This window comes from Luteimonas sp. 100069 (assembly GCF_003813845.1).
Classification (GTDB): Bacteria; Pseudomonadota; Gammaproteobacteria; order Xanthomonadales; family Xanthomonadaceae; genus Luteimonas; species Luteimonas chenhongjianii.
In genome coordinates this window covers 781,100-806,885 of record NZ_RPFN01000001.1, presented here as the reverse complement: position 1 = coordinate 806,885, position 25,786 = coordinate 781,100, and the positions used below count along the sequence as shown (strand labels likewise).

Sequence of the window (25,786 nt, the reverse complement as noted above, 5' to 3'; positions counted from 1 at the left end):
TCTCCTCAGTCCTGCGCCGGTGCTGCAGCGGGCGCCGGCGCGGCCGGCGGGGCGATGCCACGCGCAGACGCCATCGCGGCGGGCACGCGGTCGATGACGGTGCGGTTGGCATCGGTGAGATAGGTCTTCGCCACGCGCTGCACGTCGGCGACGGTCACCGCCTGCACCCGGCCGGGCACCTGGTTGAGCGCCTCGGCGTTGCCCCACAGCAGCTGCGCCTTGGCGAGTTCGTCGGCGCGCGAGATGAAGGGCTCGAGACCGTTGACGTAATCGGCCAGCAACTTGGTCTTGGCGGCGGCCAGCGTCTCGGCAGGCACGCCCTCGGCGGCGATGCGCGCGACTTCCTCGTTGACCGCGCCCAGCACCGCGTCCGGCTCGACATTGGGCTTGTACAGCGCGAACAGCGTCAGCAGGGTCGGGCCGTCGTAGTCCCAGGCGTGGCCCAGTGGCCAGCCCAGGCCGCCATCGATGTTGAGCAACTGCTCGCGGCCCTTGACCAGTCCCTGATACAGACGCGACGCGTCGCCGCCCGCCAGCAGCTGCGACAGCACCGCCATCGGCGCGTGATCGGCATGGCCGCGCGCGGGCATCTTCCAGCCCACTGCGAGTGCCGGCACCTGCGCCAGCGCGTCGGCCTGCGCTTCGCGCCTGCCTTCGGTGTTCAGCGGTTCGGACACGTCAGGCCGTGCAGGCGTCGCACGCGCCGGAATGTCGCCGAAGTATTCCTCGACCATCGCGAAGGCTTCCTCGGGCGAGATGTCGCCGGCGATGCCGATGACCGCGTTGTTCGGACCGTAGTAGTCGCGGTGGAAGGATTCGACATCGGCGAGCGTCGCGCCTTCGAGATCCTTGAAGCTGCCGTAGCCGTCGTGCGCGTTGGCCCACTTCGAGAACGCGAGGCGGTTGATGTCGAAGACGAAGAACAGGCCGTAGGGCTGGTTCTGCACGTTGACGCGGATCTCTTCCTTGACCACGTCCTGCTGGTTCTTGAGGTTCTCCGGGGAGAAGTCCAGGGTCTTCATCCGGTCCGCTTCCAGCCACAGGATCGGCCGCAGCGCGGAGACCGGCGCGGTCTCGATGTAGTTGGTGTAGTCGGGACGCGTGGAGCCGTTGAGCCGGCCACCGCCCCCCTGGATCACGCGATCGAAGGTGCCCTTGGGCGCGACCGGCGTGCCCTGGAACATCAGGTGCTCGAACAGGTGGGCAAAGCCGGTGCGGTTCTCTGGCTCCAGGCGCATGCCGACGCGATAGACCACGCTCACGCCGACGGTCGGCGAACTGCGGTCCTCCGACACCACCACGGTCAAGCCGTTGTCGAGCGTCCTGGTTTCGATCGGCATGCGCCAGGCGGCGGGCTGTGCCGCCACGGGCGCGGCAAAAATTGCGAGCAGCACGCAGGCGCTGCCCATCCGGGCAAATCGTTTCATGGTCGTTCCCTGTCCGCCCCGCTCCCCGGGGCACGAAGGCCGACTATAAGCTGCGCCGCGGTGACCGCGCATGCTGCGCTGCGGACCGCAGGCCGGCACATGGGCCTATGCGATCCGGGACGCCGTCGACACCCGGCGGACAAGGCCCCGCGCGCCGGCCGCGGCGTCGCCGCTATCTGGTCGCGCTGCTGTCTTCCACGTCGTCGATGCCCACGTTGCTGTGCGCGGCCTCGTAGACCGCGCGATCGAGCAGCCCGGTTTCGCGCGCCACCAGCACCGGCACCAGCATCTGCCCGGTGACGTTGGTCATCGTGCGCATCATGTCGAGGATGCGGTCGATCGCCAGCAGCAGCCCCAGGCCCTCGAGCGGAAGGCCCGCCGCCGACAGCACCACCGTCGCCATCACCACCGCGGTGCCGGGTACGCCGGCGGTGCCGAAGCTGCCGAGCACCGAGGCCAGCAGGATCGCGGCGTACTGGGCGAAGCTCAGCTCGATGCCGAAGTACTGTGCGATGAACACCGAGGCCAGCGTCGGATAGATCGCCCCGCAGCCATCCATCTTGATCGTCGCGCCCAGCGGTACGGCGAACGCTGCGTAGTCGCGATTGACGCCGAGGTTGTGGGTGACGGCGCGCAGGGCCACCGGCATCGACGCCAGGCTCGAGGAGCTCACGAACGCCACCTGCATGCCGGGCGCGGCGCCGCGGAAGAACTTCAGCGGGTTGAGGCCATGCGCGAGCAGCAGGCCGCCGTAGACGAACACGATGTGCACCGCGCAGGCGGCATAGAGCGCGATGACGAAGCTGCCCAGCGGCAGCAGTCGTTCGAACCCGTAGGTGCCCACCAGCGCGCCGATCAGCCCGAAGGTCCCGATCGGCGTGAGTTCCAGCACGAAGCGCGTGACCTGGATCATCGCATCGGATGCCTGCCCGACCAGCGCGCGCAGAGCCGCCACGCGCTCGCCCAGCTTCACCAGCGCGAAGCCCAGCAGGCCAGCAAAGAAGATCACCTGCAGGATGTTGCCGTTCGACAGCGCCGCGAACGGGTTCGTCGGCACCACGTTCAACAGCACCTCGATCGCCGACGGCACTTCGCGCGGCGTGTAGTCGGCGGCCGGGCTCAGCGAGCCGGCCTCGATGCTCAGGCCCGGATTGAAGGTGTAGGCGACGGCGAACCCGACGCCCACCGCAAGCACTGCAGTGGCGGCGAACCAGCCGAAGGTCCGGCCGCCCAGCGCGGCGATGGACTGCTGACCGTGCAGCGCGGCAACCGCATTGATCACCGCGAAGAAGACTAGTGGCACCGCGATCATGCGGATCAGGTTGACGTACAGCGTGCCGAGCGGCTGCAGCCAGGTGCCGGCCGCGGGCCCCATCAACCAGCCCGCCAGAGCGCCGAGCACGAACCCGCCGAGGACCCGTTGCCAGAACGGAATCCTGAACCACCACGCCAGAGCGCTCATAAAACGGCCTTCCCGAATGCAACCTGCGACGATACGTGAGCGCACCGGTGATCGCGATGCCGGCACTGGGACGCCAGCGTCCTGCCCATGCGACCAATCCGGACTTTTTGCGTCCCCATCCGCTGCCAATACAACAGCTCCGCCGCTCCCTGAATGTGAAGCCGGCGCGGCCTGGCGGGCATAATTGCGCGCTTTCCTATCACGGTCCCTCTCCCGCATGCGCTTCATCTCCGCAGGCCTCGCCTGCTCGCTGACCCTGCTCTGCGCCGCGTGCGCGTCGCCCGGCCCTTCCGGCACCGGCCATATCCGCCCGATCGACGTGGAGCCGGCCGCCTCCCGCAGCGACGAGACCGCGCAGTGGTGGTACCGCAGCGGCGCAGCGCGCGCCGCCGCCAACGGCGCGATGGAGGGCCGGGCGAAGAACGTCATCGTGTTCCTCGGCGACGGCATGAGCCTGACCACCGTGGCCGCCGCGCGCATCCTCGAAGGCCAGCGCCTCGGCGGCAACGGCGAGGAGCACGCTCTGAGCTGGGAACACTTCCCGGCCACCGGCTTCTCCAAGACCTACAACACCGATTCGCAAACGCCCGATTCGGCCGGCACGATGACCGCGGTCGCGACCGGGGTGAAATCCCATATGGGTGCGATCGGTGTTTCGGCCGGCAAACGCTCCGACTGCGCCGACAGCCAGCAGCGTCATGTGCAGTCGTGGCTGCGCCTGGCCAGCGAAGCCGGGCTGGCGACCGGCATCGTGACGACCGCGCGCCTCACCCACGCGACGCCGGCCGCCACCTACGCCCACGTGCCCGACCGCGAATGGGAAAGTGACGGCCCGATGCCGGCGGCTGCCCGCGCGGCCGGCTGCGCCGACATCGCCAGCCAGTTCATCGATGCCGTGCGTTCGGGCCATGGACCCAGCATCGCCCTCGGAGGCGGCGCCGAGCATTTCCTGCCGGGCGACGAGGTGATGCCCGGCGTCCGCGGCCGTCGCCAGGATGGTCGCAACCTGATCGAGGAATGGCAGGCAGCCCGCCCGGATGGCGCGTTCGTCTGGAATACGGCCCAGTTCGAGGCCGCGCGCGGTGCACCGTCCGTCCTCGGCCTGTTCGAACTAAGCCATATGCAATACGAGCACGACCGTGATCGCGGGCCCGACGGTGAGCCCGATCTGGAAACAATGACCCGCTTCGCGATCGAGCATCTGTCACGGGAGGACAAGGGTTTCGTGCTGCTCGTCGAGGGCGGCCGCATCGATCACGCGAACCACGAGGGCAACGCATTCCGCGCGCTCGACGAGACGGTGTCGATGTCGCGGGCAGTGCGCGCGGCTGCGGAGCTGACGTCCGAGGACGACACCCTGATCCTGGTCACCGCCGACCATTCGCACACGCTGAACTTCGTCGGCTATCCAACCCGCGGCAATCCGATCCTGGGCAAGGTGCGCGGCCGCGTCAGCGAGGACGACGATCCGGACGCCTACGCCCTCGACGGAACCGGCCTGCCCTACACGACCCTGGTGTATGCGAACGGCCCCGGTTACACCGGTGCCAGCGACCAGCAGCCTGCCGGGCCGAAGACCCATTTCCACAAGCCGCGCAGCTTCGAGCCCGCCGTCGGGCGGCCGGACCTGAGTGCGGTCGACACCGAGCATCCCGACTTCATGCAGGAAGCGCTGGTGCCGATGCGCAGTGAATCCCATGGCGGCGACGACGTCGGGATCTGGGCGCGCGGCCCGGGCAGTGGCGCGGTCCGCGGCACGGTCGAGCAGAACGTGATCTATCACCTGATCGTCCAGGCCACGCCGGCGTTGCGCGCGCAGCTGTGCGCGACAGGCCATTGCAATGCCGACGGCGTGCCGGTCGAGCTGCCGAGGATGGCCCCGGTCGGCGCGCCGGTGCCGTCCGCCGACTGAGGCCTCGCGCCTCCCTGGGGTGCGCGCCCGCACGCGAAAGGTTTTCAGAGCCTCTCCGCGCCGGAGCGCGCGCCCTCGCGGCACCGGGCTCGGTCACCACCGCTACGGAGCGCCCGGCAACATCGCTAAGCTGGCCGTTCCCCACAGCGCGGAGCGCCCTCCATGAATCGACTCGACCGCAAGGTCTGCGTGGTCACCGGCGCGGCCAGCGGGATCGGCCAGCGCATCGCCGAGGTCTATGCCCGGGCCGGTGGCCGCGTGGTCGTCACCGACCTGGAGTTGGATGCGGCCGAAGCCACGGCAGCCGGAATCCGCGCCGCCGGCGGCGATGCGCTGGCGGTTGCGATGGATGTCACCGACGAGGCGCAGGTCGTCGAGGGCATCGCGAAGGCGGTCGCCCACTACGGACAGGTCGATGTGCTGGTCTCGAACGCCGGCATCCAGATCGTCAACAAGCTGACCGATTTCAGCTACGCCGACTGGAAGAAGATGCTCGCCGTCCATCTCGACGGTGCATTCCTGACCACGCGCGAATGCCTGCGCGACATGGAGAAGCGCAGGAACGGCGGCGCCATCATCTACATGGGCTCGGCACATTCGCACACCGCGTCCAAGCTCAAGGCGCCCTATGTCACCGCCAAGCACGGCCTGCTGGGACTTGCCCGCACGGTGGCCAAGGAGGCCGCAGGCTATGGCGTGCGCGCGAACGTGATCTGCCCCGGCTTCGTCCGCACGCCGCTGGTCGACAGGCAGATTCCGGAACAGGCCAAGGAACTGGGCATCAGCGAGGACGAGGTGGTCCGCGACGTCATGCTCAAGGACACGGTCGACGGCGAGTTCACCACCGTCGACGACGTAGCCAATGTCGCCCTGATGCTGGCGGCGTTCGAGACCAATGCGCTCACCGGGCAGAGTGTGATGGTCAGCCACGGCTGGTTCATGCAGTAAAGCTGCGCCGCCGCGCGCCAAGGCCGCATTTCGGAGACGCGGCCGCGCGATTCCATCGGGACCCGGGTGCTGCAGGCCGGCGCGGCGCCCGCCCAGCGACGGATGCCCCCCGGCCGTGGCGCCCCAGGCACGCCGGCATGCCATTGCCGGGCCACGCCGTCATCGCGGCCCGCCCCGGCATGGGACTTGCATGCACTCAGGACGGCGTGAGGACGCCTGCATACAGCCGGGCATTCCGATGGCGAGACCGACGCAAATCCTGATCCGGCGTTGCCTGCTCGTGCTTCTGCTCGTGCTGGCGCTGGCCGCGTGCGCGGTCTCCGCCGACGGCCCTGCCGGCGGTCCGGCCTACGTGCTCGGCGGCACGCCCACCGACGAGACCACCCCGATGCGCAGCTGCGATCCGGCCGTGCTGGCGACGCTCGAACAGATCGAGATTCCGGCGCCCGCCGATGGCTGGTCGGGGACCGCGCAGGCAGTCAGCGTCTTCAACGTGTTCGCGGGCGAGGTGATGATCGCCTTGGGCGAGCGGGTCGTCTGCGGCCGCATGCACGATGCGCGGACGCGCGACCCGCGTTTCCGCGCAAGCGTCGGCCTGGTCGTCGTACCGGAAGCGGGGAGCCGGGAGCCTGTCCGCGTCGGCTGGCGCACGCCGCTCAAGGCCCACTGGATCCCCGGCATCCGGATCGGTGCACCCAGCGCGATCCAGCAGGAAGACACCCTGCGCCTGGTCGTCCGGACGTCATGCCTGGCCATTGCGCTCGCGCTGGCGTTCTCGGCACTGATGGGCTTTGTCGGCGCCCGCGACAGGACGTTCCTCGGCCACGTCGGCATGTGCGTCACGCTGCTGCTGTGGCAGGCCACCCTGGGCGGGCTGAGCGGATTTCCCCAACCCTGGTTGCCGATCGGCGAGCAGGAATCCCATTGGCAGGTCGCGCTTGCGGCGCTCAGCTTCGCGGCGATCGCGTACGGCATCTCGGCCCAGACCGGTATCGCCGGGCAGCGCCCGCGGCTTCGGCGGGCCACGCGCTGGGCAATCAGGGTCTTGATCGCACTCGGCCTGCTTGCACCCCTAGTCCCGGTTTCGGCGCTGACTGCACTGTGGTGGATCGCCGACCGCATCTTCCTGCTGACCGTGATCGGGCTGAGCCTCCTGGCCTGCCTGTCGATCCGCCGCAGCGACAGGCGCGCGGTCGCCGCACTGGCGGCCTCGCTGCCCTTCCTGCTGCTCGCCGTGCCGATCATCAACAGCAGCCCGATGGTGGCGGCGTATCGCATCGAGATCGTCCAGCTGCTGCTGACCTGGTTCCTGGTGGTCATGGCCTACACGCTCACCACCCGATACGGACAGCTGCGCGCGCAGCGCGATGCGATGCGTCAGCTCGCCGATACCGATCCGCTGACCGGGCTGCCCAACCGGCGCGCAGGCCTCGTTCGTCTCGACGAAGCCTTCGCCGTGGCACGCCGCCATGGCATGCCGTTGTCAGTGGGTTTCGTCGACGTCGATCTGTTCAAGCGGATCAACGATGTCCACGGCCACGATGTCGGCGACCGTGTGCTGATCACCGTGGCGGATGCGCTGGTCGCGGTGACCCGAAACGCCGACGAGGTGATGCGGATGGGCGGCGAGGAATTCCTGGTGCTGCTGCCGGGCCTGGCCGGGGCAGCCGCCCATGCCCGCCTCGAGACCATTCGCCGGCGCATCGGCGAGCTGGCGCCCATGCTCGACGTGCCGGGGCTGCACTTCACCGCAAGCATCGGACTGGCGTCACTGACGGCGGCCGACGAGAGCCCCGCAGCGCTGCTGCGACGTGCCGACGACGCCATGTACCGGGCCAAGCATGCGGGGCGCGACCAGGTGGTCGGCGACGGCTCCTGGCCTGCGGCGTCCTCGGGCTGAACTCAGAACGGCTTGGCGAGCACCAGCCAGACCACACCGACCAGCAGCAGCACCGGAATCTCGTTGAACCAGCGCAGCGCTTTGGTCGAGGGCAGCGCCCGGCCCGCCTGGGCGCCCTTGAGCCAGCTGCCGCCCACGACGAAATGCACGATCAGCAGGACCACCAGCGCCAGCTTGGCGTGCAGCCAGCCTGCCCCGCTGCCGATCGGCGCCATGGTCGGGAAATCCGGAATCACGAGGTAGCCCATCCACAACACGAGGCCCATCAGCAGGGCCAGGCCCAGCATCACGTGGCCGAAGCGGTAGAGCCGCCTGCCCATCAGCACCAGGCGCGCACGCACGTCGCCCGCCGCGCCGGCCTCGACAAGGTTGATGAGGATGCGCGGCAGATAGAACGCCGCGGCGATCCAGGCCATCACGAAGACGAGATGGAACGTCTTGACCCAAAGATATGACTGCATCGCGCTGGCTCCCTCGGCTGGCGCACAGGATCGCATGCCGGCGCCCGATCGCCGACACCACGAGCGGCGCGCCCTCGCCTCGCAGCCACGGCTGCTCGGCCACAGCGCCTAGAATGCGCATCCCCTTACGCCCGGCCCGATGATGACCAAGCAGTACGACCGCGCCTATTTCGACCGCTGGTATCGCGCCGGCGACATCGGCGGCCCCGCGCGACTGGCGCGCAAGGTCGCCCTGGCCGTGGCGACCGCGGAATACCATCTCGAGCGGCCGGTGCGCACGGTGCTCGACATCGGCTGCGGCGAAGGCGCATGGCGCGCACCGCTGCTGAAGCTTCGCCCCAAGCTCGAGTACCTCGGCTTCGATGCCAGCGAGTACGCGGTCGCCCGCTTCGGCCGCACGCGCAACCTGCACCGCGCCAGGTTCGGCGATTTCGCGATGCTGCGTCCCTGCGGCCCGGTCGACCTGCTGGTCTGCAGCGACGTCCTGCATTACCTGGACACGCGCGAACTCGATCGCGGGCTGCCGGGCCTTGCCGAACTCACCGGCGGCGTGGCCTTCCTGGAATGCTTCACCCGCGAGGACGGCGCCGAGGGCGATGACGACGGCTTCAAGCAGCGGCCGGCGCGCTTCTACCGCGATCGCTTTGCCGGCGCCGGCTTCCGCGCGCTGGGCTCGCACTGCTGGCTGTCGCCGGCACTGGCGGATGCCGCGACCGCGCTGGAAACCTGCTGACGCCGGCCGTCATGCCGCCGCCTTGCGCGCTGCGGCGACCCTGGCTTTCACGGCCGATACGATATGCTGCGTCGCAGCAACACCACTGACGGAAGGTCGATGTTCTACCAACTGCACGAGATGGGCCGCGCCTGGATGAAACCCTGGACGTTGCTGGCCGACGCCAATGCGCGCGCCTTCGCGTCCAACAGCACCTGGCTGTCGGCCCTGCCCGGCTCGGAACAGCTGTCGGCCGCCAACGAGCTGCTGTACCGGGTCGGCAAGGACTACGAGAAGCCGCCGTTCGCGATCCACGAGGTCGAGAACCCCGGCAACGGTCGCACCTATCCCGTCGTCCAGCTCGATGCGCTGGTCAAGCCGTTCTGCCGGCTGCTGCGCTTCAAGCGCTACACCGACGACCCGGCGCATCTCGAGGAGATCAAGGCCCAGCCGACCGTGCTTGTCGTCGCGCCGCTGTCGGGCCATCACGCCACCCTGCTGCGTGACACGGTGCGCACCCTGCTGCGCGACCACAAGGTGTATGTCACCGACTGGATCGATGCGCGCATGGTGCCGGCCGAGGCCGGCGCGTTCTCGCTGGACGACTACGTCGCCTACATCGAGGAATTCATCCGCCACATCGGCGCCGCCAGACTGCATGTGATCAGCGTCTGCCAGCCGACGGTGCCGGTGCTCGCGGCAGTGTCGCTGATGGCCGCGCGCGGCGAGACGACGCCACGCTCGCTGGTGATGATGGGCGGGCCGATCGATACCCGGCAGTCGCCGACCGCGGTCAACAATCTGGCGACCGAGAAGCCGCACGAGTGGTTCGAGCAGAATGTCATCCACCCGGTGCCGGCGAACTATCCCGGCCACGGCCGCCTGGTGTATCCGGGCTTCCTGCAGCACATGGGCTTCATGGCGATGAATCCCGAGCGCCATCTGGAATCGCACTGGGATTTCTACCAGAACCTGCTCAAGGGTGACGACGACGACGCGCAGGCGCACCGCCGCTTCTACGACGAATACAACGCCGTGCTCGACATGCCGGCCGAGTACTACCTCGACACCATCCGCGTGGTGTTCCAGCAGCATCTGCTGCCGCGCGGCGAGTGGATCGTGGCCGGCGAACGCGTCGACCCCTCCCGCATCACCGGCACCGCGCTGCTGACCGTCGAGGGCCAGCTCGACGACATCTCCGGCGAAGGCCAGACCCGCGCCGCGCACACCCTGTGCACCGGCGTCGCCGAAGCCGACCGCGCCCACCTGACTGTCGAAGGCGCAGGACATTACGGCATCTTCAGTGGCCGCCGCTGGCGCAACCAGGTGTATCCGCAGGTCCGCGACTTCATCGCGTCGCACGTGCAGGGCGCAAGCCCGGCGAAGCCGACGCCGGCCGCGAAGACCGCGCGCAAGCGTGCGGCGAAGCGGGCTGCGAAGACGCATCTCTGATCCGCGCCGCGCTGGCATGGACCATGCAGAAAAAAAGGCGCGCCGGTGAGACCGGCGCGCCTTTCTTCTGGATCGAACAACGACCTCAGCTGTACTGCGCCGTCTTCACCAGCAGGTGCTTGGCGATGTTGCCGTGCATGCGGCCGATGCCGCGGAACAGATGCAGGCTGGCGAAGAGCAGCACTACGCCGGCCACCGAGACCAGAGGCAGCAGATATGGGGCCTGTTGCGGGATATCGATACCGAATTCCCAGACGTTGAGATGCAACCCCGGAAGCAATGCCAGCGGCGCTGCGACCATACTCAGCGACAGCGACAGCAGGGTCACGGTGATCGTGAAGTAGACGACGCCCAGCGGCAGCATCACCAGCATGTACAACAGCGTGCTCCAGGTACGCACGTCGGTGAACATGTCGCCGATGCGTTGCAGCCAGTTGCGTCCGCGCGCCGAGTACAGCGGCCGGCGCGGCATGCGCTCGCCGAGCATCACTTCGACCAGCCGGCCCTCGACCAGCGACAGCAGCCGTATCGATCCGAAGAACAGGATCAGCAGCGGAATGCCGATCAGCACGACCACCAGGCTCAGCGACACCGACAGGCCGGTCACCACCCAGGTGAAGTAGAAGATGCCCGTCGCCAGCGACAGCACCATATAGAACATCGAGGCGTAGGTGCGCGGATCGGCGGCGACACCGAAGAAGCGCCCGAGCAGCGACGTGCGCGGCTTCGGCGCCGGTGGCCGCAGCGCGGTCTGGACCTTGACCTCCGTGTCGCGATAGATGTCGGCCACCTCCTCCGGGGCACCGTAGCTCGATGCGACCGAAGCGATGACCTCGGCTTCCGAACGGCCCGGCTGTTCGGCGAGCTCCGAGCGCAGATATTCCTCGGCGTCGTAGAGCGCGTCCTGCACCAGTGCGGGATCCGCGCCGGCGAGCGACTGGCTCAGCTGTTCGAGGTATTCGGGAATGCTCTGCGGCGGGCGGTTGTCGTTCATTCGCATGCTGTTCATTGGCACAGCCCCTCCAGGACGGCGTCGACGGAATCCCGTGTGGCCCGCCAGGCGGCGGTCCACTGCTGCAGGGTGGTCCGCCCTGCCTCGGTGATGCGGTAGTAACGGCGCGGCGGCCCTGCGACCGACGGCTCGACATGACTGTCGAGCAGGCCGGCGGCACTGAGGTTGCGCAGCACCGGATACAGCGCGCTCTGCTTGCCACTGAGCACCCCGTCGAGCAATTCGAGGCGCTTGGCGATCTGGTAGCCGTACATCGGCTCGTCCGTGCTGCCCAGCACCGCCAGCAACGCCAGCGACACCGTGCCCGCACTCAGTTCCTTCTGGAACTTGCGCAGCTGCAGATCACTGTCATCCGGGGTCTCGGCCATTCGCGATCTCCGCCAGGTTGATCCAGATGCTATTGCGGACTTCGCTATAGCGGATGTGCTGGTAGTCACGCTGACCATCGACTCGGCCACAATCGGATCTGTCTTTCAGGGGAACCCATCCATGCGCCAGCCGTCGCGCCATATCCTGTCCGCCACCCTCGCCGCCTGCATGCTCGCGCTGGCCGGCTGCGCCACGCCGGGCGCGCCCGTTGCGCTCGAAACCCGGTCCACGCAGCAACTGCTCGAGGCATCGACCGACGCCGACTGGCGCACGCCCGATCCGGCCAACCTGCTGTACATGGACCTCGACGGCGGCCGCGTGGTGATCGAGCTGGCCCCGGCCTTCGCGCCCGAGCATGTCGCCAACATCCGCACCCTCGCCCGCGGCGGTTTCTGGGACGGGCTCAGCCTGTACCGCTCGCAGGACAACTTCGTCGTGCAGTTCGGCGACATCACCGAAGAAGGCGTCCCAGGCCGGCCGATCGGCAGCGCGCGGGCCAGCCTGCCGGCGGAATTCGACCGCGCCGCTGCCGACCTCGCGTTCCACGCATTGCCCGATGCCGATGGCTGGGCGGCGCAGGTCGGTTTCGTCGAGGGCTTCCCGGCCGCGCGCGACGACCGCCGCGGCAATGGACGCGCGTGGCTTGCGCACTGCTACGGCACGCTTGGGGCGGGCCGGGACATGGCGCCCGACTCGAGCAACGGCACCGAACTCTATGTCGTCATCGGCCAGTCGCCGCGCCAGCTCGACCGCAACATCACCACGGTCGGTCGCGTACTGCAGGGCATGGAACTGTTGAGCGTGCTGCCGCGCGGCACCGGTCCGCTTGGCTTCTACGAGGATCCATCGCTGCGCACACCGATCCGCTGGATCCGTCTCGCATCGGAAGTGCCCGCGGGCGAGCGCACGCCGCTGCAGGTCCTGCGCACCGACACGCCGCTGTTCGACGCGCTCGTGGAGTCGCGCCGCAACCGCCGCGACGACTGGTACGTGCAGCCGGCCGGACACATCGACCTGTGCAACATCAGCGTGCCGGTACGCACGCCGCCCTCGTCCTGAGTGCAATGCGGATCGAAACCGACCGCCTGTTGCTGCGTCCGCATGCGATCGAGGATTTCGACGCGCTGCGTGCGCTGATGCGCGACCCCGAGGTGATGTGGCACATCACCCGGGTCGTGCCGAGCGACGAGGACATCTGGAACCGGCTGCTGCGCTACATCGGCCACTGGACCGCGCTGGGCTTCGGCATCTTCGCGGTGATCGAGCGCAAGACCGGCCGCAACATCGGCGGCGTCGGCTTCGCGGATTTCCGTCGTGGCCTCGGCGATGCGTTCTCCGCCTCGCCGGAAGCCGCGTGGGTGTTCGCAAAAGAGGCGCATGGCCGCGGTATCGCGTTGGAGGCCACGCAGGCGATGCATGCCTGGTTCGACGCACAGCCCTTCGGCGGGCGCAGCGTCTGCATCATCAATCCGGACAACGCGCCGTCGCGCAAGTTGGCCGGCAAGCTCGGCTACGTCGAAACCGGTCCGACGCAGTACCACGGCGAGACCACGCTGACCTTCGAGCGCCTGCGTCCGGTCTGACGCGCGGTGCCTGGCGTCACGGCGGCTGTCGTCGCTACCCGGCGTGACGGTGCGACAGCCAGCGCGGTTTCGCTGCGAGTCGGCCATCGCATGCGACACCGGCGATCAGGGAGTCCCCGCACTGGAACCCGGCCATCCGTACCGCCGATCATCGCGGCAATGCCACGTCGACCAGCAGCCTGACCGGGTGTTGATCCGGCACGCGGGACATGGCTGCTCACCAGCGAGCGCGCCGGGCGCCGGCATGCGTCTGACGGTCCGCGAGATCGTGAGTCCGGCCGCCGCACGGATGTGCGCGCCGACCGGTTCGAGCGTTCCGTCGCGCCTCATCGCCGCGTCCAGATCGGGCCCTGCCCGCGCCGCTGATGGTGATGCCTGCGCGCTGCGCCTCGAAGTCGGCAAAAGGATTCGCCGGCATCTCGAAGCCACCCGCAAGCCCCTCGATGCGCTGCTGTCGAACTCGTGCAGGAAGTGCAGACACCACGTCGAGCGGGACGCGTTTGCGCGGGCGGCAGCATGCATCGATCTCCGGCCCCCATCTTTCGCGTTCCCGGGCGCGACCCCGCGTCCGTCGCGTGCGACTGCAGCCATGTCTTCGCCTGTCTCGTCACGTCGGCTTTCCGGGGCGCTGCCTAGCCTGCGTCCATCCCAACCAACGAGACCACCACATGCCCATGCTCCGCATCCGCCTCACCGGCAGCGACGACACCGCACGCGCTGTGATGAATCTCCTGCAGAGCGTGGACGGGATCGAACACGTCGAAGAGGTCGCTGACCTGATGCCGCACATGGACGACGCCGACTCCAGTTCCGCCGGGCTGCACGATGTCAGCGGCCCGAAGATGCATGCGATCGAGATCGAGGTGGGCAATGCCTCGACCGAACGCAAGCTGCGCGAAGCCGTCGAGGCGCTGGCTTTCGATCTCGACGCGGTCGTCGAGTTCGAGACCGAAGAGGAAGGCTGAGCCGCAACGTCCCGGCGGCGCGACCATGCAACTCCATCCCGATGACGGCTTGCACGTGCATTCGCTGTACGACGAGGCCACCGGCAGTTTCCAGTACGTCGTCGCCGACCCGGCGACGCGGCACGCAGCCGTCATCGACCCGGTACTGGATTTCGACGCGCCCTCAGGCCGGATTTCCACGCGCAATGCCGACACACTGCTCGCACACATCGAACGCGAGCGGCTCGAGGTCGCCTGGATTCTCGACACGCATCCGCACGCGGACCATCTGTCGGCCGCGGCCTACCTGAAGGACCGGCTCGGCGCGCCGACCGGCATCGGCGCCCGCGTCACCGAGGTGCAGTCGATCTGGAAGGCGCTGTACGGCCTCGACGATTTCGAATGCGATGGTCGCCAGTGGGATCGGCTCTTCGAGGACGGCGACACCTTCGATCTGGGGGCGTTGCAGGTGCGCGTGCTGTTTTCCCCTGGCCACACGGCGGCCTCGGTCAGCTATCTCGTCGGCCGGTCTGCCTTCGTGCACGACACCCTGATGATGCCCGACAGCGGAACGGCCCGCGCCGATTTTCCAGGGGCGGATCCGCACCGGCTCTACGCAACGCTGCAGCGCATCCTCGCGCTGCCGGGCGAGACCACGCTCTTCGTGGGTCACGATTACGCCCCCGGCCGCCCACCTGCGTGCATGAGCACTGTCGCCGAGCAGCGCTCGCACAACGTGCACCTTCGCGGCGCGGTCGACGAGGCCGCATTCGTGACGATGCGTCGGCAGCGGGATGCGACCCTCCCATTGCCCGCACTGATGCTGCATGCGATGCAGGTCAATATCCGCGGCGGCCGCCTGCCCGATCCCGACGCAGCCGGCCGGCGTTACCTGCGTATCCCGCTCGACCGGTTCATACCCCCGGCTACGTAGCGAGCCCGATCAGGTCGCCGCAGGCAGCTCTTCGATAAACGCGATCATGCGGCGACGCTGCTCGGCATCGGGCAGGCGCCCGCGCCCCGCAGTGAGGTTGTCGACCAGGTTGGAAGCGCGACTGGTCGCCGGCGTCACGCTGGTCACCGCGGGGTGCGAGAGCACGAACTTCAGGAAGAACTGGCCCCAGGTGGCCGCGTCGAATTCCGACGCCCAGTCCGGCACCTTGCGGTCACCGACGCGCTCCCACAGCCGCGTGCGTCCGAACGGTGCGTAGACCAGCACGCCGATGCCGCGCTCGGCGGCGAGCGGCAGGATGGTCTCCTCGACATCACGGTTGTCGATCGCGTAATCGACACCGATGAAATCCAGCGGCTCGTTGCGCATGATCTCGATGAGCTGCGGATACGCCGGCTTGCTGGTCGAGGTGACACCGGTGTAGCGCACGCGCTTGTCGGCCTTGAGTTCCTTGAGGATGCCGAGCTGGGTCGGCACGTCGCCGAGGTTGTGGACCTGGATCAGATCGATGGTGTCGCGTCCGAGCCGCGAGAAGGAGGTCTCGATCTGCGCGCGCGCCTGCGCGGGATCGGCCTTGGCATCGGCGCCCCGCCCGGCGACGTTGACCTTGGTCGCCCAGAACACGCGGTCCGCAATGCCGAGATCCTGCACCGCCCTGCCGGCGACTTCCTCCGAGGCGCCGTAGCTCGGCGCGGTATCGAACACCGCGCCGCCCTGCTCGACCAGCGTACGCAGCACCTCGTGCAGCGCCGAGGCGTTTTCGCCCGCAGCCTTGGAGAACGTCGCCGAGCTGCCCAGGCCGACGACCGGAATTCGCTGGCCACTCGACGGAATCGCGCGCGTGAGCATTGGCGACTGCGCGGCCTGGGCCAGCAGCGCGCCGGGCATCGCCAGCGAGAGTCCGGCGCCGAGGGAAAGTTTCAGGGCATCGCGACGTGTGACCATGGTGTCCTCCTGGATGGCGTGCAGACCGTGCAACGCTGCAGGCGCTCGCCCGGAGGGGGGTCCGGAACGCTGCGGCGATCGATGTCGGCGCGGGTCGTTCGAGTCTGCAGCAGCCTTGCTGGCGCGGCAAGCGCCGCCCGGCGCGGTGCGCGCCTCAGTCGGCGGGCGCACCTGCCCGGCCGCGGCGGCTGCGGTGCAGCGCCCACAGCAGCGCGGTGACCAGCAGCCAGGCGAGGAACCAGACGAGCGGACGCACCGCCGGGGATGGCACCGCCTGCATGCCCGGATCGGCACCGGCGCCGGCGAGTTCCCGGGTCGCTGCCTGCATCGAGGCCGCCTGCAGACCCGGCGCATCGTCGGCGCCGCGTACCCACAGCACGCCGCCGCCTTCGATACGGTGCCAGCCGGGGACGCGTGGCCACAGGCCGGCGCAGCCGCCTGCCGCAGGATCAGGCACCAGCGGGGTGGCCCTTCCGTCGGGCGCCAACACCTGCGCATCCGCCTCCAGCGCGCACAGGGCAACGCGCTCGCCGACCCGGGCCTCGCCACTGAATCCGGTCACGGCCGCATCGCCTGGACGCGCCAGGGTGCCGGCCCAGGCGCTCCACAGCTCGCCATGCAGGTCTGCGCGACCCGCCAGCGGCAACTGCCAGCTGTCGGCCAGGGTGACGAGGCCGATGCGGCCCTTCCCGAGCGCCTGCCAGCGCATCATGTCGTCCGCGCCGACCCCGGCCGAGGGCAGGCCACCGGTCAGCGGCAGATAGCCCAATGCGGGCGGCGCCTCGCCGGCAAGCTGCGGATCGAAGGGCGCATCTTCGCTGCCCGGGCCCGACCACGCGCGCAGCCGGGCGAGATCGTCGGGGCCGGCGTCGACGCGCCATTCGCGCAGGCGGCCGGTTTCGATCGCGAGTCCGCCCGTGCGCAGCCAGCTGCGCAGCGCGTTCGACGGCGGCTGCGGCGCATGCACCAGCAGTCCCAGTCCCTCGCGTACCGCAGCCAGCAGCGCGGCACGCGCGGCGGGGCCGAGTCCATCCCAGGCGCGCGCTTCGAGCAGCACGAGATCCTGTTTGCCCAGGCTGGCGGCATCGAGCGTCGGCGCGTCCCCGGTGACCGCACCACCACCGAAGGCGATGCGCCAGCGCAGCGAGGTGCCGGCGTCCTCGGCCCAGCGGCGCAGCGCGCGCGTATCCGGGTTGGGCGCGCCCGCGAGCAGCAGCAGGCGCATGGGCGCGGATCCGGCGACCACCACAGGCACGTGCGCGCGAGCCCAGGCGCTGTCTTCCACGCCCCGGATCGCGACTTCGAACAGCGTGGCGCCGGCGCCGCGCGCGGTACCGCTCAGCCGGAAGCTGCCGGCCTCGTCGGTGGCAGCGGTGTCGACCACGCGCCCGGCGGGATCGAACAGCGACACCCGGGCACCTTCGATGCCCGTCACGCGTCCGCGCACCGCGAAGCGTGCGCCGGGTGCGACATCGCCCGGAGCATCCAGTTCCGCGAGGCCGGGCGCTACCGGCGCAGGCAGGTATGCGAGTGCGCGTCCATCGACCGCGTCGCGGTCGCGCGGATGCAGGCCTGCGCCGACCACGACCAGTTCGCGCACCTGCGGATGCAGGCGCAGTGCCGTCGCCAGGTCCGGCATCCGCGACGCGCCGGGCGGAACCTCGCCGGCCTCGGGCAATGCAATCACCTGCGCAGCCGCCGGCACCGGCAGGCCGTCCGCATCGGCGGTCAGCACGACCAGACGGTCGGGACCGGCCGGCGCCGACGGCAGCAGCATGCGATAGAGCAGCAGCGCCGAGGCGGCGGTCAACACCGCCAGGGCGAGGCTGCGCCATGCCGCGGGGCGGCGTCCGCCCGGCGCGCGCAGGTGGGCGAAAGCCAACCGCGCGATCGACAGCAGCGCCGCGGCGAGCAGCACCGCGCCGAGCCAATGTTCGGGCCTCATGGCGCGTCCTCCTGCAGGGCGTCGAGGTAGCGCGCGCCCAGCGCATCGATCGCCGGTCGCAGGACCGGCGCGGCAAGCGGCCGTTGCAGCACGCGCCACAGCTGGCCGCGCAGCGCCTGGCGGCAGTCATCGCAGGCCGGGTCGCGCTGCAGGGCGTCGACCGTGGCCAGCAGTGCCAGCGGATCGTCGACCTGGCGCGGATGCGCCTGCGTCCAGGCGACCAGCCCGGCGAGGTCGGCCTCCCCGTTCCAGGCCAGCGCGGTCCACGCGAGTGCGGGCACGTCGGCATCGGTCGTCGCCGGCGCGGGGACCGGGCGCGGTGTGATCCCATCTCGCTCGCCGCCCAGGCGCCGGCTCAAATCCACCGGCGGCAGCGTGGCACCGACGCGGGCCAGATAGATGCGGTCGGCCTGCTGGACCTGCTTGATCAGCTCCAGCGCACGGTTCGCATACGGCAGCGCCGCGCGTGGCGCGTACTGGCGCAGCTGCAGTTCGGACTGCCACATCTCCCCCAGTGCAGCGCGCAGGACTTCGCGCGTGGCCGGGTCGAGCATCGTCGCCGCGCCGGGCAGATCGTGGGTATGGCCGAAGCTGGCCATCACGTCCTCGGCGCGGCCGAACGTGGTGGCGTCCTGCGGACCGTGATCGTGATCCGCGTGCGCACCCGGCGCGTTGCCCGAGGCCGCGCCCGCAGGACCGTCATCGTCGTGATCGTCGTGATCGTGATCGTGGCCGTCGCCTTCCGCGTGAGCGGCCTCCACTGGCGCGGCCGGCGCGTCGGCCTGGCCGAAATCGTCGATCGGCAAGGGCTTGCGTGGCGGCGGGGGCGGCGCGGCGCCCGCGGTCGGCGGGGGTTGCGCGCCGCCTTCCGATTCCTCGCCGAGGAACTGGCCATAGCGCAGGCGCAGGATGCGCTGGTCGACCCCGAGCGCGTCCGAACGCGCTTCGAACGCCGCCGGCTCGATGCGCGGGCGCTCGGCCAGCAGCTTTTCGGCGTCGATGATGATCTGCCGCTGGCTGCGGAAGTACGTCGGCAACACGTCGCGGGCAAGCCCTTCCAGGCCATCGGCATCGATGGGCGCAGGTGGCGGCCAGCGCAGGATCAGGCTCGGACTGCGCGCGGTCTGCGGCGCGGGCACGCGGTTGTCACGCACCTCCAGTTGCGCCACGAGATCGCCGCCTTGCTCGATGCCGAGCGCGGCCGGGTCGAGCGTCGTCGAGAAGGTCTTCAGCCCCGCTTCGCCGCGCCCGCGCAGGCTCAGGGTGCGGTCTTCGAACGTGATGCCCTCGCCGCTGCCGCGGGTGACGCTGATCCGCAGCCGCGCATCCACAGCGACGCCATGGTCGTCGCTGGCCTCGAACGTCAGCGGCCAGCTGCGCTGGCCAGGCGCGTAGGTCGACAGGGTCGCCTCCGGCGTGCGGACGCGGATCTCCGGCGGACGATCGGCCACCGCATCGAGCCGCCACGGCTGCGCGCGCGTGAGTGCGCCGTCGATGTCGCCATCGACGGCGACGCGGTACAGCCAGGACTGCTCAAGGCGCAGCGTGGCGACCCAGGCCTCGTCCTCGCGCACGAACGCGATCTCGCTGCCGTCATGCAGCTGCAGGGCGACCTGGCGCGGCTGCGGCGCGAAATGCAGCGTCCAGCGCAAGGTGGCACCGGCCGGCGCCTGCGCATCGAGTTCGGTCTGCGTGCGCGGCGCCTGTCCGGTGTAGGCAGGCGCCGTGATCTCAAGTGCCTGCGACTGCAGCACCGGCAGCGCCGCGGCGTTTCCGGTCGCGGCGTTTGTCGATGCAGTCATCGTCTCGCGCGGCGCCGATGGCGGCCACCACTGCGCGGCCGCGACGAGCAGTGCGCCACCGAACCATGCGGCTGCGAGCGCCCGCGCCGGCCACGGCGTTGGCGCAGGCATCGAGGGGTCGGCCTCGATGCGGGCCTGCAGGCGCGCCCGCTGCAACTGCTGCAGCGGCGCGAGCGTCGCGGGCGCTGCGAACAACAGCGCGGCGCTGTCGTCCATGTCCGTGCGAGCGGCGTCCAGCGCACGCGCCTGCCAGTCGCGATCGAAGCCACGCACGCGGCGCAGGGCGAGCACGGCCGCGACCACGCAGGCGACCGCAGCGACGGCGATCGCCGGGGCCACGCCCGCCACCCGCCATGCGAGCGCCGCGAGGCCGAGCGCAAGCGGCAAGGCGAGCAACAGCACGATCGCGAGCGCACGGCGGCGGATCGAGGCCAGGTTGCGCTGCAGGCGGGTCGCGACGTTCATGCCGTGCGGTTCCGTCGCGGAGACGCCGCCATCCAGCGTTCCAGCGCGAACGCCAGCGCGATCAGCAATGCCAACCACGGCCGCAGGTCACGCGGCGTGGGCGGATACGCGGCAAGGCCGGTCGTCGGCGCGAACTCGTCCGCGGTGATGCGCGCAGGCGCCGGCGGCGGCCGTGCCAGCGCGCGCAGGCGCGCCGGAAATGCGGGATCGAGCACGGCAGGCAGATGCGCCGGATCGAGCGCCCGCGTGAAGCGGATGCAGGTCGCCGCGGCGCAGGGCGCGCGCTCGGCCAGTATCCCGCCATCGGCATCGCGCCAGGCAGGCTGCCAGTCGGCCCCGGGATCGCGCGGCGTGGCAGGCCCGAGCAGCAACACGCCACCGGCTGCGTGCGCCAGCACGCCGGAGGCAGGTGTGCCCTCCCCCCACCATGCCGCCAGGGCATCGGTGCGCAACGCCGCCCCGGTGGCCGGCGTCGCCAAGGCATCCGCATCATCGGGTCGCCACGCGCGTGCCACGGCCCGCAGTACGCGCAGCGACGGATCGTCGCCGGCGATGGCCAGCACGTCGAGCGGCGGCGCCTCGGACGCCTGTGGCTCCGCGGCGTCCGCGTGCGACGGAACCGTTCGCCAGTCGACCACACGCGACAGCGCGACCGTGCCGCCGTCGGCGCGGTCGATCACCTCGGGCGCGACGACGGTCAACGTGGTCCCGGCCGGCAGGGTCATGTCCAGTTCGCGCAGCAAGCTGGAGACGCTTGCGGGAGCCGGCTCCGGTGCATTGGGCCCTTCGATGGGCGGAAACCCCGGCGCAAGCCAGCGCGGCGGCGCATCGCCGTCGGCAACAACCGGAATCGCATCTTCGACGACGCCCGGCACGACCACGGTCCAGTGCGCCGGTGGGCGCGCCCCGTGCAGCACCGGCCAGGCCAGCCACACCGCCAGCAACGCCAGCAGCAGCAGGCGCATCAGCAGCAGTGGCCAGTCGTCGAAGCGCAGGCGCCGGCGCGGCCTGGGCTTCTCGCGGAGCCAGCGCAGCGCCGAGAATGGCGTCGGCCGGGTCGCGTCGCGTCGCGCCAGATGCAGCAGCAGCGGCAGCAGCCAGGCGGCCAGTGCCGCGAGAGCGACGGGTGCAAGCAGGCCGACGCTCATCGCGCGCGATCGCCGAACAGGACCTGCAGCACCTGCGACGGCGAGCGGTCGATCACATGGGTCGCATGGCGGATGCCGGCCGCGGCCAACCGCGCGGCCAGCAGGCGCTGCGCCTCGGCGAAGCGCGCGAGGTAACCGGCGCGCAGCGCAGGCCCGTCCCCGAGCAGGGACTCGCCCGCTTCTGGCTCCACGAAGCGGCGGCCGTCGGCGAACGGGAAATCGCGCTCGTCGGCGGTGAGCAGCTGGATCGTGATGACCTCGCGACCGGCATGCGCGAGGCGCTCGAGTTGCGCGACCGCGGCCTCGTCGAAGAAGTCGCCGAGTGCGATCACCAGATCGCCGCGCACGATCCGTCCCCAGGCCGGCGCGAGCACTTCAGGCTCGGGCCATTGCCCGCGCGGCGCGGCACTGACCAGCGCGTGGCGCAGGCGATCGCGCTGGCGCGGCCCACTGCCGGGCGTCACCAGCGACAGGCCGGCGCCACCGCAGAGCACGAGCCCGCAGGCATCGCCCTGGCGCTGTGCGATCTCGAACACGCAGCGCGCGAGCAGCCGCGCCGCATCGAAACGGGAAAACCCCGGCGTGGCCTCGTCGGCCTGCGCCATCGAGGCGGTGGTATCGAGCAGCAGCCAGGCGCGAACGGGACTTTCGCGCTCGGCTTCGCGGACGAAGAACCGGTCGCTGCGTGCATAGAGCTTCCAGTCGATCTGTCGCGGCTCGTCGCCGGACTCGTAGGCCCGGTACTGGGCGAACTCCTGGCCGCTGCCGCGGTTGCGGCTCGGGTGATGCCCCAGCCCCTGGCGTCCGAGCGCGTGCCGCGGCCGCAGCCGCAGGGTCGCGATCAACGCACGCAGCGCAGGCGTCAACGCGTCCGTGGACGCGTCGCCTGGCGCCGTCACCGCAGCGGAGCTGTCGCCGATCATGTAGCTGCTCAGCGCTCCGGCGCAGGCAGGGCGCGCAGCAGACCGGCGATCACCGCGTCGGCGTCGGTCTGCGCCGCTTCGGCGGCAAACGACAGCACCAGGCGATGGCGCAACACCGGCGCGAGCAGTGCGGCGACGTCCTCGCGGGTTGCCGCAAGCCGGCCCTGCAGCAGCGCACGCGCCTTCGCCGCAAGCACCAGCGACTGACCGGCGCGCGGACCCGCGCCCCAGCGCACGTATTCGCGCACGATCTCCGGCGCCCCCTCGCCCGGGCGCGTCGCCCGCACCAGCGCGGTGATCCAGGCCAGCAGGGACTCGCCGACATGCACCTGGCGTACCAGCGCCTGCAGCGCGAGCACGTCGTCCGCGTGCATCACCTTCGGCACCGTGGCATCGATCGTGCCGGTGGTGCGCGCGAGGATCGCCTGCTCCTCGTCGGCATCGGGATAGCCGAGCGCGACATGCAGCAGGAAGCGGTCCAGCTGCGCCTCGGGCAGCGGATAGGTGCCGGCCTGTTCGATCGGGTTCTGCGTGGCCAGCACGAAGAACGGCCGCGGCAGCGCACGGGTGACGCCTGCATGGCTGACCGTGCGCTCGGCCATCGCCTCGAGCAGCGCGGCCTGGGTCTTGGGCGGCGTGCGGTTGAGCTCGTCGGCCAGCAGCAACTGGGTGAACACCGGGCCTTCCTGGAAGCGGAAATGGCGCTTTCCGGTGCCGTGGTCTTCCTCCAGCAACTCGGTGCCCAGCAGGTCGCTGGGCATCAGGTCGGGGGTGAACTGCACCCGGCGGAAGCCCAGCTCCAGCGCCTCGCCCAGCGTGCGTACCAGCAGGGTCTTGCCGAGCCCGGGCACGCCCTCGAGCAGCACATGGCCGCCGGCGAGCAGCGCCACGAGCAGTTGTTCCACGACGTCGGCCTGGCCGACGACGGCCTGGCCGATCGCACTGCGCAGGGCGCCAAGCTGCGCGAGACGTGCCCGCAGATCGGCTTCGGTGGGAGCGGTGTCGGTCATGCGTGCCTCATGGAGTCATCTGGGGGCGCGCTCGCGCGCGATGTGGCGGCACCCGGCAGGGCCAGCGCCACAGTGAGGAATTCCGTCATGCGCTCAGCGCATACATGACGATGTTGACCGCGAACTTCGTGTTGTCCTCGGCCAGGAAGCGCTTGTTGCGCCAGTCGTAGTCCCACTCGCAGCCGTAGTCCTTGTTGCTGTAGAGCACGGCCAGACGTCCGTCGATCGTGATGCCCTTGAGGTAATCGTGGACAAGATCGTCCCCCCAGCCATTGAGTTCGAAGTTCGTCGTCGGCGGGCCATCGGGGAACTGGAAGAAGCTGCGGTACAGCGCATGCGAGTTGGGCAGCTTCTGCATCGCGGACGCACCGAAGATGGCGGCCATCTGCGCTTCGAAGGATCTGGCAAACATGCCGTCGATGTCGTGGTTGCAGTCGTCGACGAATACGAAGCCGCCGCCGCGCACATAGCGCTCGAAGTTGCGTCGCTCCGCGGGACTGAACTCGACCAGCTTGTGTCCGGCCAGGTAGCAGAACGGCGAGGCCAGCATCTTCGGGTCCGCCAATGCGACCACCCGCTCCTCCGGATCGACCCGCAGGCTGGTGTAATCGATCAGCGAGGTGATGATGTTCGAGGGCATCCGCGCATCGACATCCCAGTCACCGGACTCGTAGCGCAGCCGGGTGAACCAGAAGTCGTAGCGGGCGGATTGCGCGGCCAGTGGCGGCAAGGCCATGGCTGCAGCGGCACCGAGCAGCATTTGCAGCGACTGGCGTCGGTTCATGGCCCGCGCACTCCGGCGCGGGACATCGTGGCGCGGCGCGGATGACCTTCGTTTGCGCAACTGCCCTTGCCAGCGCTGTCACTGCCGGCTTCGCTGCCGCCGCCGACGTGCCCGTTCCAGCCGCTGCCGATGCCTGGGCGCAGCGGAGGAATCCAGGCCCGCAGTCCAGACCCGTAGGGCGCAGCACAAGGATATGCGGCGCCCCTGGGGTCTGCAGACAGCACGGTGTGCATCACGGAAAGCACAAGCCTCGCGCTATCAGACGACGCCGGTGCGTCGCGCCGTTACACCGCATCCGACAAGGACGTGAACGTGAAGTCCCGCAGCCGCATCGGCGGCAGCATCATCACCATCGACGACTCATCGCCACCCACACGCACCGGACGCCCGAGCTCGTCGATGTTGTTGAGCATGATCACCGGCGACTCGTTGAAGCGGAAATTCTTCAGCGGATACTTGATCTCGCCGTTCTCGATGTAGAACGTGCCGTCGCGGGTCAGGCCGGTCAGCAGCACGGTCTGCGGATCGACCATGCGGATGTACCAGGTGCGCGTGACGAGGATGCCGCGATCGGTGCCGCGGATCAGGTCGGCGGTCGAGGCGGTGCCGCCGGACATCAGCAGGTTGCCCGGGCGGCCGACGGCGCGCTTGCCCTGCTGCTGGGCCCAGAAGCGCGAATAGTCGAGATTGGCGATCTTGCCGTTCTCGATGATCGCCATCTTCTCGCGCGGCAGCCCGTCGCCGTCCCACGGCATCACCGCAGCTTCCGGATGCCACGGGTCGGACACGATGTTCACGCGCGGGTCGTAGACCTGCTCGCCCAGCTTGTTGCCGCCGCCGCGCTTGGACAGGAAGCTGCGCCCCTCATCGGCGGTGCGCGCATCGAAGAAACGCATCATGAAGCTGATCAGGCCTGCGGCCGCGGCCGGCTCGAGGATCACCGTGTACTTGCCGGGCTCCAGCGCCTGCGCCTCGGCCGACTCGCTGGCCTTGCGCATCGCCACGCGTACGTCGCGGCCGGCATCGAACTCGCTGGCATCCTTGAGGTTGCGACCCACCCAGCCCGAACCGCGGCCGTCTTCGGTACGCACGGTGCAGGTGTAGTTGAAGTTCGTCCCCTGCTGATAGCCGAAATTTCCGTTGCTGTTGGCGAACGCAACGAAGTTCTTGCCGTCGTCGAGGAAGCCGGCGGCGATCAGGTTCTCGGCCCGGCATGGGGTGATCGACCCGGCGGCCACATTGGCGCGGAACTCCGGGGTGATCGCGGCGGTGGATTCGCTGTAGGTCGGGCTGGGGCGGTATTCCTGCTTGCCGATCGCCGGCAGGAATTCGGGGTTCTCCGGCGCCAGCCGTGCGAGATCCTCGGCGCGCTTGACCACGCTGCGCAGCGACGCGTCGTCGAACGCATTGATGCTGGCGGTGCCGACGCGCTTGCCGAACGCGACCTGCACCGCAAGCTCGGCATTGCTGACGATGCCGCTGGTGGAGACATTGTTGAGCGCGAAGCGGATGTTGCCCGCCACGGAGCCGGACAGCGTCGCGGTGCATTCGTCGGCGGTGGACAGGGCGACGGTCTTCTCGAGGATCTCGCGCGCCTGGGCTTCGGTGAAAATGGTCATGGTTGATTCTC

General features: G+C 69.8%; 22 protein-coding genes. 9 read left to right on the top strand and 13 right to left on the bottom strand.

What is annotated here, in order from left to right; all coding sequences use genetic code 11:
- Positions 1-5: 5 nt before the first annotated feature.
- Positions 6-1,427: a pitrilysin family protein gene (locus EGK76_RS03535; protein ID WP_233580146.1), complete on the bottom strand. Its 1,422-nt coding sequence runs from the start codon at positions 1,425-1,427 to the stop codon at positions 6-8.
- A 172-nt stretch (positions 1,428-1,599) separates the two neighbouring features.
- On the bottom strand, positions 1,600-2,889 hold the full coding sequence (locus EGK76_RS03530; protein WP_123831668.1) for a dicarboxylate/amino acid:cation symporter: 1,290 nt from the start codon (positions 2,887-2,889) through the stop codon (positions 1,600-1,602).
- A 217-nt stretch (positions 2,890-3,106) separates the two neighbouring features.
- Between EGK76_RS03530 and EGK76_RS03525 the strand changes: the two genes are divergently transcribed.
- From EGK76_RS03525 to EGK76_RS03515, 3 genes are all read left to right on the top strand, one after another.
- Entirely contained in the window at positions 3,107-4,801 is a 1,695-nt protein-coding gene (locus EGK76_RS03525; RefSeq protein ID WP_123831667.1) for an alkaline phosphatase, read from the top strand.
- A gap of 162 nt (positions 4,802-4,963) precedes the next feature.
- Complete coding sequence (locus EGK76_RS03520) at positions 4,964-5,749, top strand: 3-hydroxybutyrate dehydrogenase (RefSeq protein WP_123831666.1); 786 nt, start codon at positions 4,964-4,966, stop codon at positions 5,747-5,749.
- Between the two features lie 238 nt (positions 5,750-5,987).
- Positions 5,988-7,649, top strand: a complete 1,662-nt coding sequence (locus EGK76_RS03515; protein ID WP_123831665.1) for a diguanylate cyclase — start codon at positions 5,988-5,990, stop codon at positions 7,647-7,649.
- Positions 7,650-7,651: 2 nt separating this feature from the next.
- Here EGK76_RS03515 and EGK76_RS03510 read toward each other — a convergent pair whose 3' ends face one another.
- A complete protein-coding gene (locus tag EGK76_RS03510; protein WP_096299126.1) occupies positions 7,652-8,110 on the bottom strand; it encodes a CopD family protein in 459 nt (152 codons plus the stop codon).
- A gap of 142 nt (positions 8,111-8,252) precedes the next feature.
- Here EGK76_RS03510 and EGK76_RS03505 point away from each other — a divergent pair, with 142 nt between their 5' ends.
- Both EGK76_RS03505 and phaZ read left to right on the top strand, forming a co-directional pair.
- Positions 8,253-8,843, top strand: coding sequence for a class I SAM-dependent methyltransferase (locus EGK76_RS03505; protein WP_123832055.1), 591 nt, complete (start codon positions 8,253-8,255; stop codon positions 8,841-8,843).
- Between the two features lie 63 nt (positions 8,844-8,906).
- A complete protein-coding gene (gene phaZ / locus EGK76_RS03500) occupies positions 8,907-10,274 on the top strand; it encodes a polyhydroxyalkanoate depolymerase (RefSeq protein ID WP_199730846.1) in 1,368 nt (455 codons plus the stop codon).
- 85 nt (positions 10,275-10,359) lie between these two features.
- On the opposite strand, the gene EGK76_RS03495 is transcribed toward phaZ, so the two are convergent.
- Positions 10,360-11,283 carry a sensor domain-containing protein gene (locus EGK76_RS03495; protein WP_233580145.1) on the bottom strand — a complete coding sequence of 308 codons (924 nt, stop codon included), beginning with the start codon at positions 11,281-11,283 and terminating at the stop codon, positions 10,360-10,362.
- Entirely contained in the window at positions 11,280-11,654 is a 375-nt protein-coding gene (locus EGK76_RS03490) for a PadR family transcriptional regulator (RefSeq protein WP_123831663.1), read from the bottom strand. The genes EGK76_RS03495 and EGK76_RS03490 overlap by 4 nt, the downstream gene beginning before the upstream one ends.
- Before the next feature lie 121 nt (positions 11,655-11,775).
- On the opposite strand from EGK76_RS03490, the gene EGK76_RS03485 reads away from it, so the two are divergent.
- The 4 genes from EGK76_RS03485 to EGK76_RS03470 all read left to right on the top strand — a co-directional run bounded on the left by EGK76_RS03485 (position 11,776) and on the right by EGK76_RS03470 (position 15,116).
- A complete protein-coding gene (locus EGK76_RS03485) occupies positions 11,776-12,714 on the top strand; it encodes a peptidylprolyl isomerase (RefSeq protein WP_123831662.1) in 939 nt (312 codons plus the stop codon).
- 5 nt (positions 12,715-12,719) lie between these two features.
- Entirely contained in the window at positions 12,720-13,238 is a 519-nt protein-coding gene (locus EGK76_RS03480; protein ID WP_123831661.1) for a GNAT family N-acetyltransferase, read from the top strand.
- A 668-nt stretch (positions 13,239-13,906) separates the two neighbouring features.
- The gene (locus EGK76_RS03475; protein ID WP_096299134.1) at positions 13,907-14,203 is read left to right on the top strand and encodes a hypothetical protein; all 297 of its coding nucleotides are present in this window, start codon (positions 13,907-13,909) and stop codon (positions 14,201-14,203) included.
- 25 nt (positions 14,204-14,228) lie between these two features.
- The gene (locus EGK76_RS03470; RefSeq protein WP_096299136.1) at positions 14,229-15,116 is read left to right on the top strand and encodes an MBL fold metallo-hydrolase; all 888 of its coding nucleotides are present in this window, start codon (positions 14,229-14,231) and stop codon (positions 15,114-15,116) included.
- Positions 15,117-15,125: 9 nt separating this feature from the next.
- Here EGK76_RS03470 and EGK76_RS03465 read toward each other — a convergent pair whose 3' ends face one another.
- The 8 genes from EGK76_RS03465 to EGK76_RS03430 all read right to left on the bottom strand — a co-directional run bounded on the left by EGK76_RS03465 (position 15,126) and on the right by EGK76_RS03430 (position 25,775).
- A complete protein-coding gene (locus EGK76_RS03465; RefSeq protein ID WP_123831660.1) occupies positions 15,126-16,079 on the bottom strand; it encodes an aldo/keto reductase in 954 nt (317 codons plus the stop codon).
- A gap of 154 nt (positions 16,080-16,233) precedes the next feature.
- Complete coding sequence (locus EGK76_RS03460) at positions 16,234-18,024, bottom strand: carboxypeptidase-like regulatory domain-containing protein (protein ID WP_123831659.1); 1,791 nt, start codon at positions 18,022-18,024, stop codon at positions 16,234-16,236.
- A complete protein-coding gene (locus EGK76_RS03455; RefSeq protein WP_123831658.1) occupies positions 18,021-20,291 on the bottom strand; it encodes a hypothetical protein in 2,271 nt (756 codons plus the stop codon). Before EGK76_RS03455 ends, EGK76_RS03460 begins: the two co-directional genes overlap by 4 nt.
- Positions 20,288-21,439 carry a BatA domain-containing protein gene (locus EGK76_RS03450; RefSeq protein ID WP_123831657.1) on the bottom strand — a complete coding sequence of 384 codons (1,152 nt, stop codon included), beginning with the start codon at positions 21,437-21,439 and terminating at the stop codon, positions 20,288-20,290. Before EGK76_RS03450 ends, EGK76_RS03455 begins: the two co-directional genes overlap by 4 nt.
- Positions 21,436-22,362 (bottom strand): DUF58 domain-containing protein, encoded by a 927-nt coding sequence (locus tag EGK76_RS03445; RefSeq protein ID WP_123831656.1) that lies wholly within the window; start codon positions 22,360-22,362, stop codon positions 21,436-21,438. Before EGK76_RS03445 ends, EGK76_RS03450 begins: the two co-directional genes overlap by 4 nt.
- Positions 22,363-22,370: 8 nt before the next feature.
- Positions 22,371-23,372: a MoxR family ATPase gene (locus EGK76_RS03440; RefSeq protein ID WP_123831655.1), complete on the bottom strand. Its 1,002-nt coding sequence runs from the start codon at positions 23,370-23,372 to the stop codon at positions 22,371-22,373.
- 85 nt (positions 23,373-23,457) lie between these two features.
- A complete protein-coding gene (locus EGK76_RS03435; protein WP_123831654.1) occupies positions 23,458-24,156 on the bottom strand; it encodes a DUF4159 domain-containing protein in 699 nt (232 codons plus the stop codon).
- Between the two features lie 284 nt (positions 24,157-24,440).
- A complete protein-coding gene (locus EGK76_RS03430) occupies positions 24,441-25,775 on the bottom strand; it encodes a TldD/PmbA family protein (RefSeq protein WP_096299152.1) in 1,335 nt (444 codons plus the stop codon).
- Positions 25,776-25,786: the final 11 nt, after the last annotated feature.

Bases quoted from the DNA above. Each gene is read 5' to 3' on its own strand.
- EGK76_RS03475 (WP_096299134.1), top strand. From the start codon at position 13,907: ATGCCCATGCTCCGCATCCGCCTCACCGGCAGCGACGACACCGCACGC.
- EGK76_RS03435 (WP_123831654.1), bottom strand. From the start codon at position 24,156: ATGAACCGACGCCAGTCGCTGCAAATGCTGCTCGGTGCCGCTGCAGCC.
- EGK76_RS03515 (WP_123831665.1), top strand. From the start codon at position 5,988: ATGGCGAGACCGACGCAAATCCTGATCCGGCGTTGCCTGCTCGTGCTT.
- EGK76_RS03520 (WP_123831666.1), top strand. From the start codon at position 4,964: ATGAATCGACTCGACCGCAAGGTCTGCGTGGTCACCGGCGCGGCCAGC.
- EGK76_RS03470 (WP_096299136.1), top strand. From the start codon at position 14,229: ATGCAACTCCATCCCGATGACGGCTTGCACGTGCATTCGCTGTACGAC.
- EGK76_RS03450 (WP_123831657.1), bottom strand. From the start codon at position 21,439: ATGAGCGTCGGCCTGCTTGCACCCGTCGCTCTCGCGGCACTGGCCGCC.
- EGK76_RS03460 (WP_123831659.1), bottom strand. From the start codon at position 18,024: ATGAGGCCCGAACATTGGCTCGGCGCGGTGCTGCTCGCCGCGGCGCTG.
- EGK76_RS03465 (WP_123831660.1), bottom strand. From the start codon at position 16,079: ATGGTCACACGTCGCGATGCCCTGAAACTTTCCCTCGGCGCCGGACTC.
- EGK76_RS03480 (WP_123831661.1), top strand. From the start codon at position 12,720: ATGCGGATCGAAACCGACCGCCTGTTGCTGCGTCCGCATGCGATCGAG.
- EGK76_RS03455 (WP_123831658.1), bottom strand. From the start codon at position 20,291: ATGAACGTCGCGACCCGCCTGCAGCGCAACCTGGCCTCGATCCGCCGC.
- EGK76_RS03485 (WP_123831662.1), top strand. From the start codon at position 11,776: ATGCGCCAGCCGTCGCGCCATATCCTGTCCGCCACCCTCGCCGCCTGC.
- EGK76_RS03535 (WP_233580146.1), bottom strand. From the start codon at position 1,427: ATGAAACGATTTGCCCGGATGGGCAGCGCCTGCGTGCTGCTCGCAATT.
- EGK76_RS03525 (WP_123831667.1), top strand. From the start codon at position 3,107: ATGCGCTTCATCTCCGCAGGCCTCGCCTGCTCGCTGACCCTGCTCTGC.
- EGK76_RS03445 (WP_123831656.1), bottom strand. From the start codon at position 22,362: ATGATCGGCGACAGCTCCGCTGCGGTGACGGCGCCAGGCGACGCGTCC.
- EGK76_RS03510 (WP_096299126.1), bottom strand. From the start codon at position 8,110: ATGCAGTCATATCTTTGGGTCAAGACGTTCCATCTCGTCTTCGTGATG.
- EGK76_RS03495 (WP_233580145.1), bottom strand. From the start codon at position 11,283: ATGAACAGCATGCGAATGAACGACAACCGCCCGCCGCAGAGCATTCCC.
- EGK76_RS03440 (WP_123831655.1), bottom strand. From the start codon at position 23,372: ATGACCGACACCGCTCCCACCGAAGCCGATCTGCGGGCACGTCTCGCG.
- EGK76_RS03505 (WP_123832055.1), top strand. From the start codon at position 8,253: ATGACCAAGCAGTACGACCGCGCCTATTTCGACCGCTGGTATCGCGCC.
- EGK76_RS03430 (WP_096299152.1), bottom strand. From the start codon at position 25,775: ATGACCATTTTCACCGAAGCCCAGGCGCGCGAGATCCTCGAGAAGACC.
- phaZ (WP_199730846.1), top strand. From the start codon at position 8,907: ATGCTGCGTCGCAGCAACACCACTGACGGAAGGTCGATGTTCTACCAA.
- EGK76_RS03490 (WP_123831663.1), bottom strand. From the start codon at position 11,654: ATGGCCGAGACCCCGGATGACAGTGATCTGCAGCTGCGCAAGTTCCAG.
- EGK76_RS03530 (WP_123831668.1), bottom strand. From the start codon at position 2,889: ATGAGCGCTCTGGCGTGGTGGTTCAGGATTCCGTTCTGGCAACGGGTC.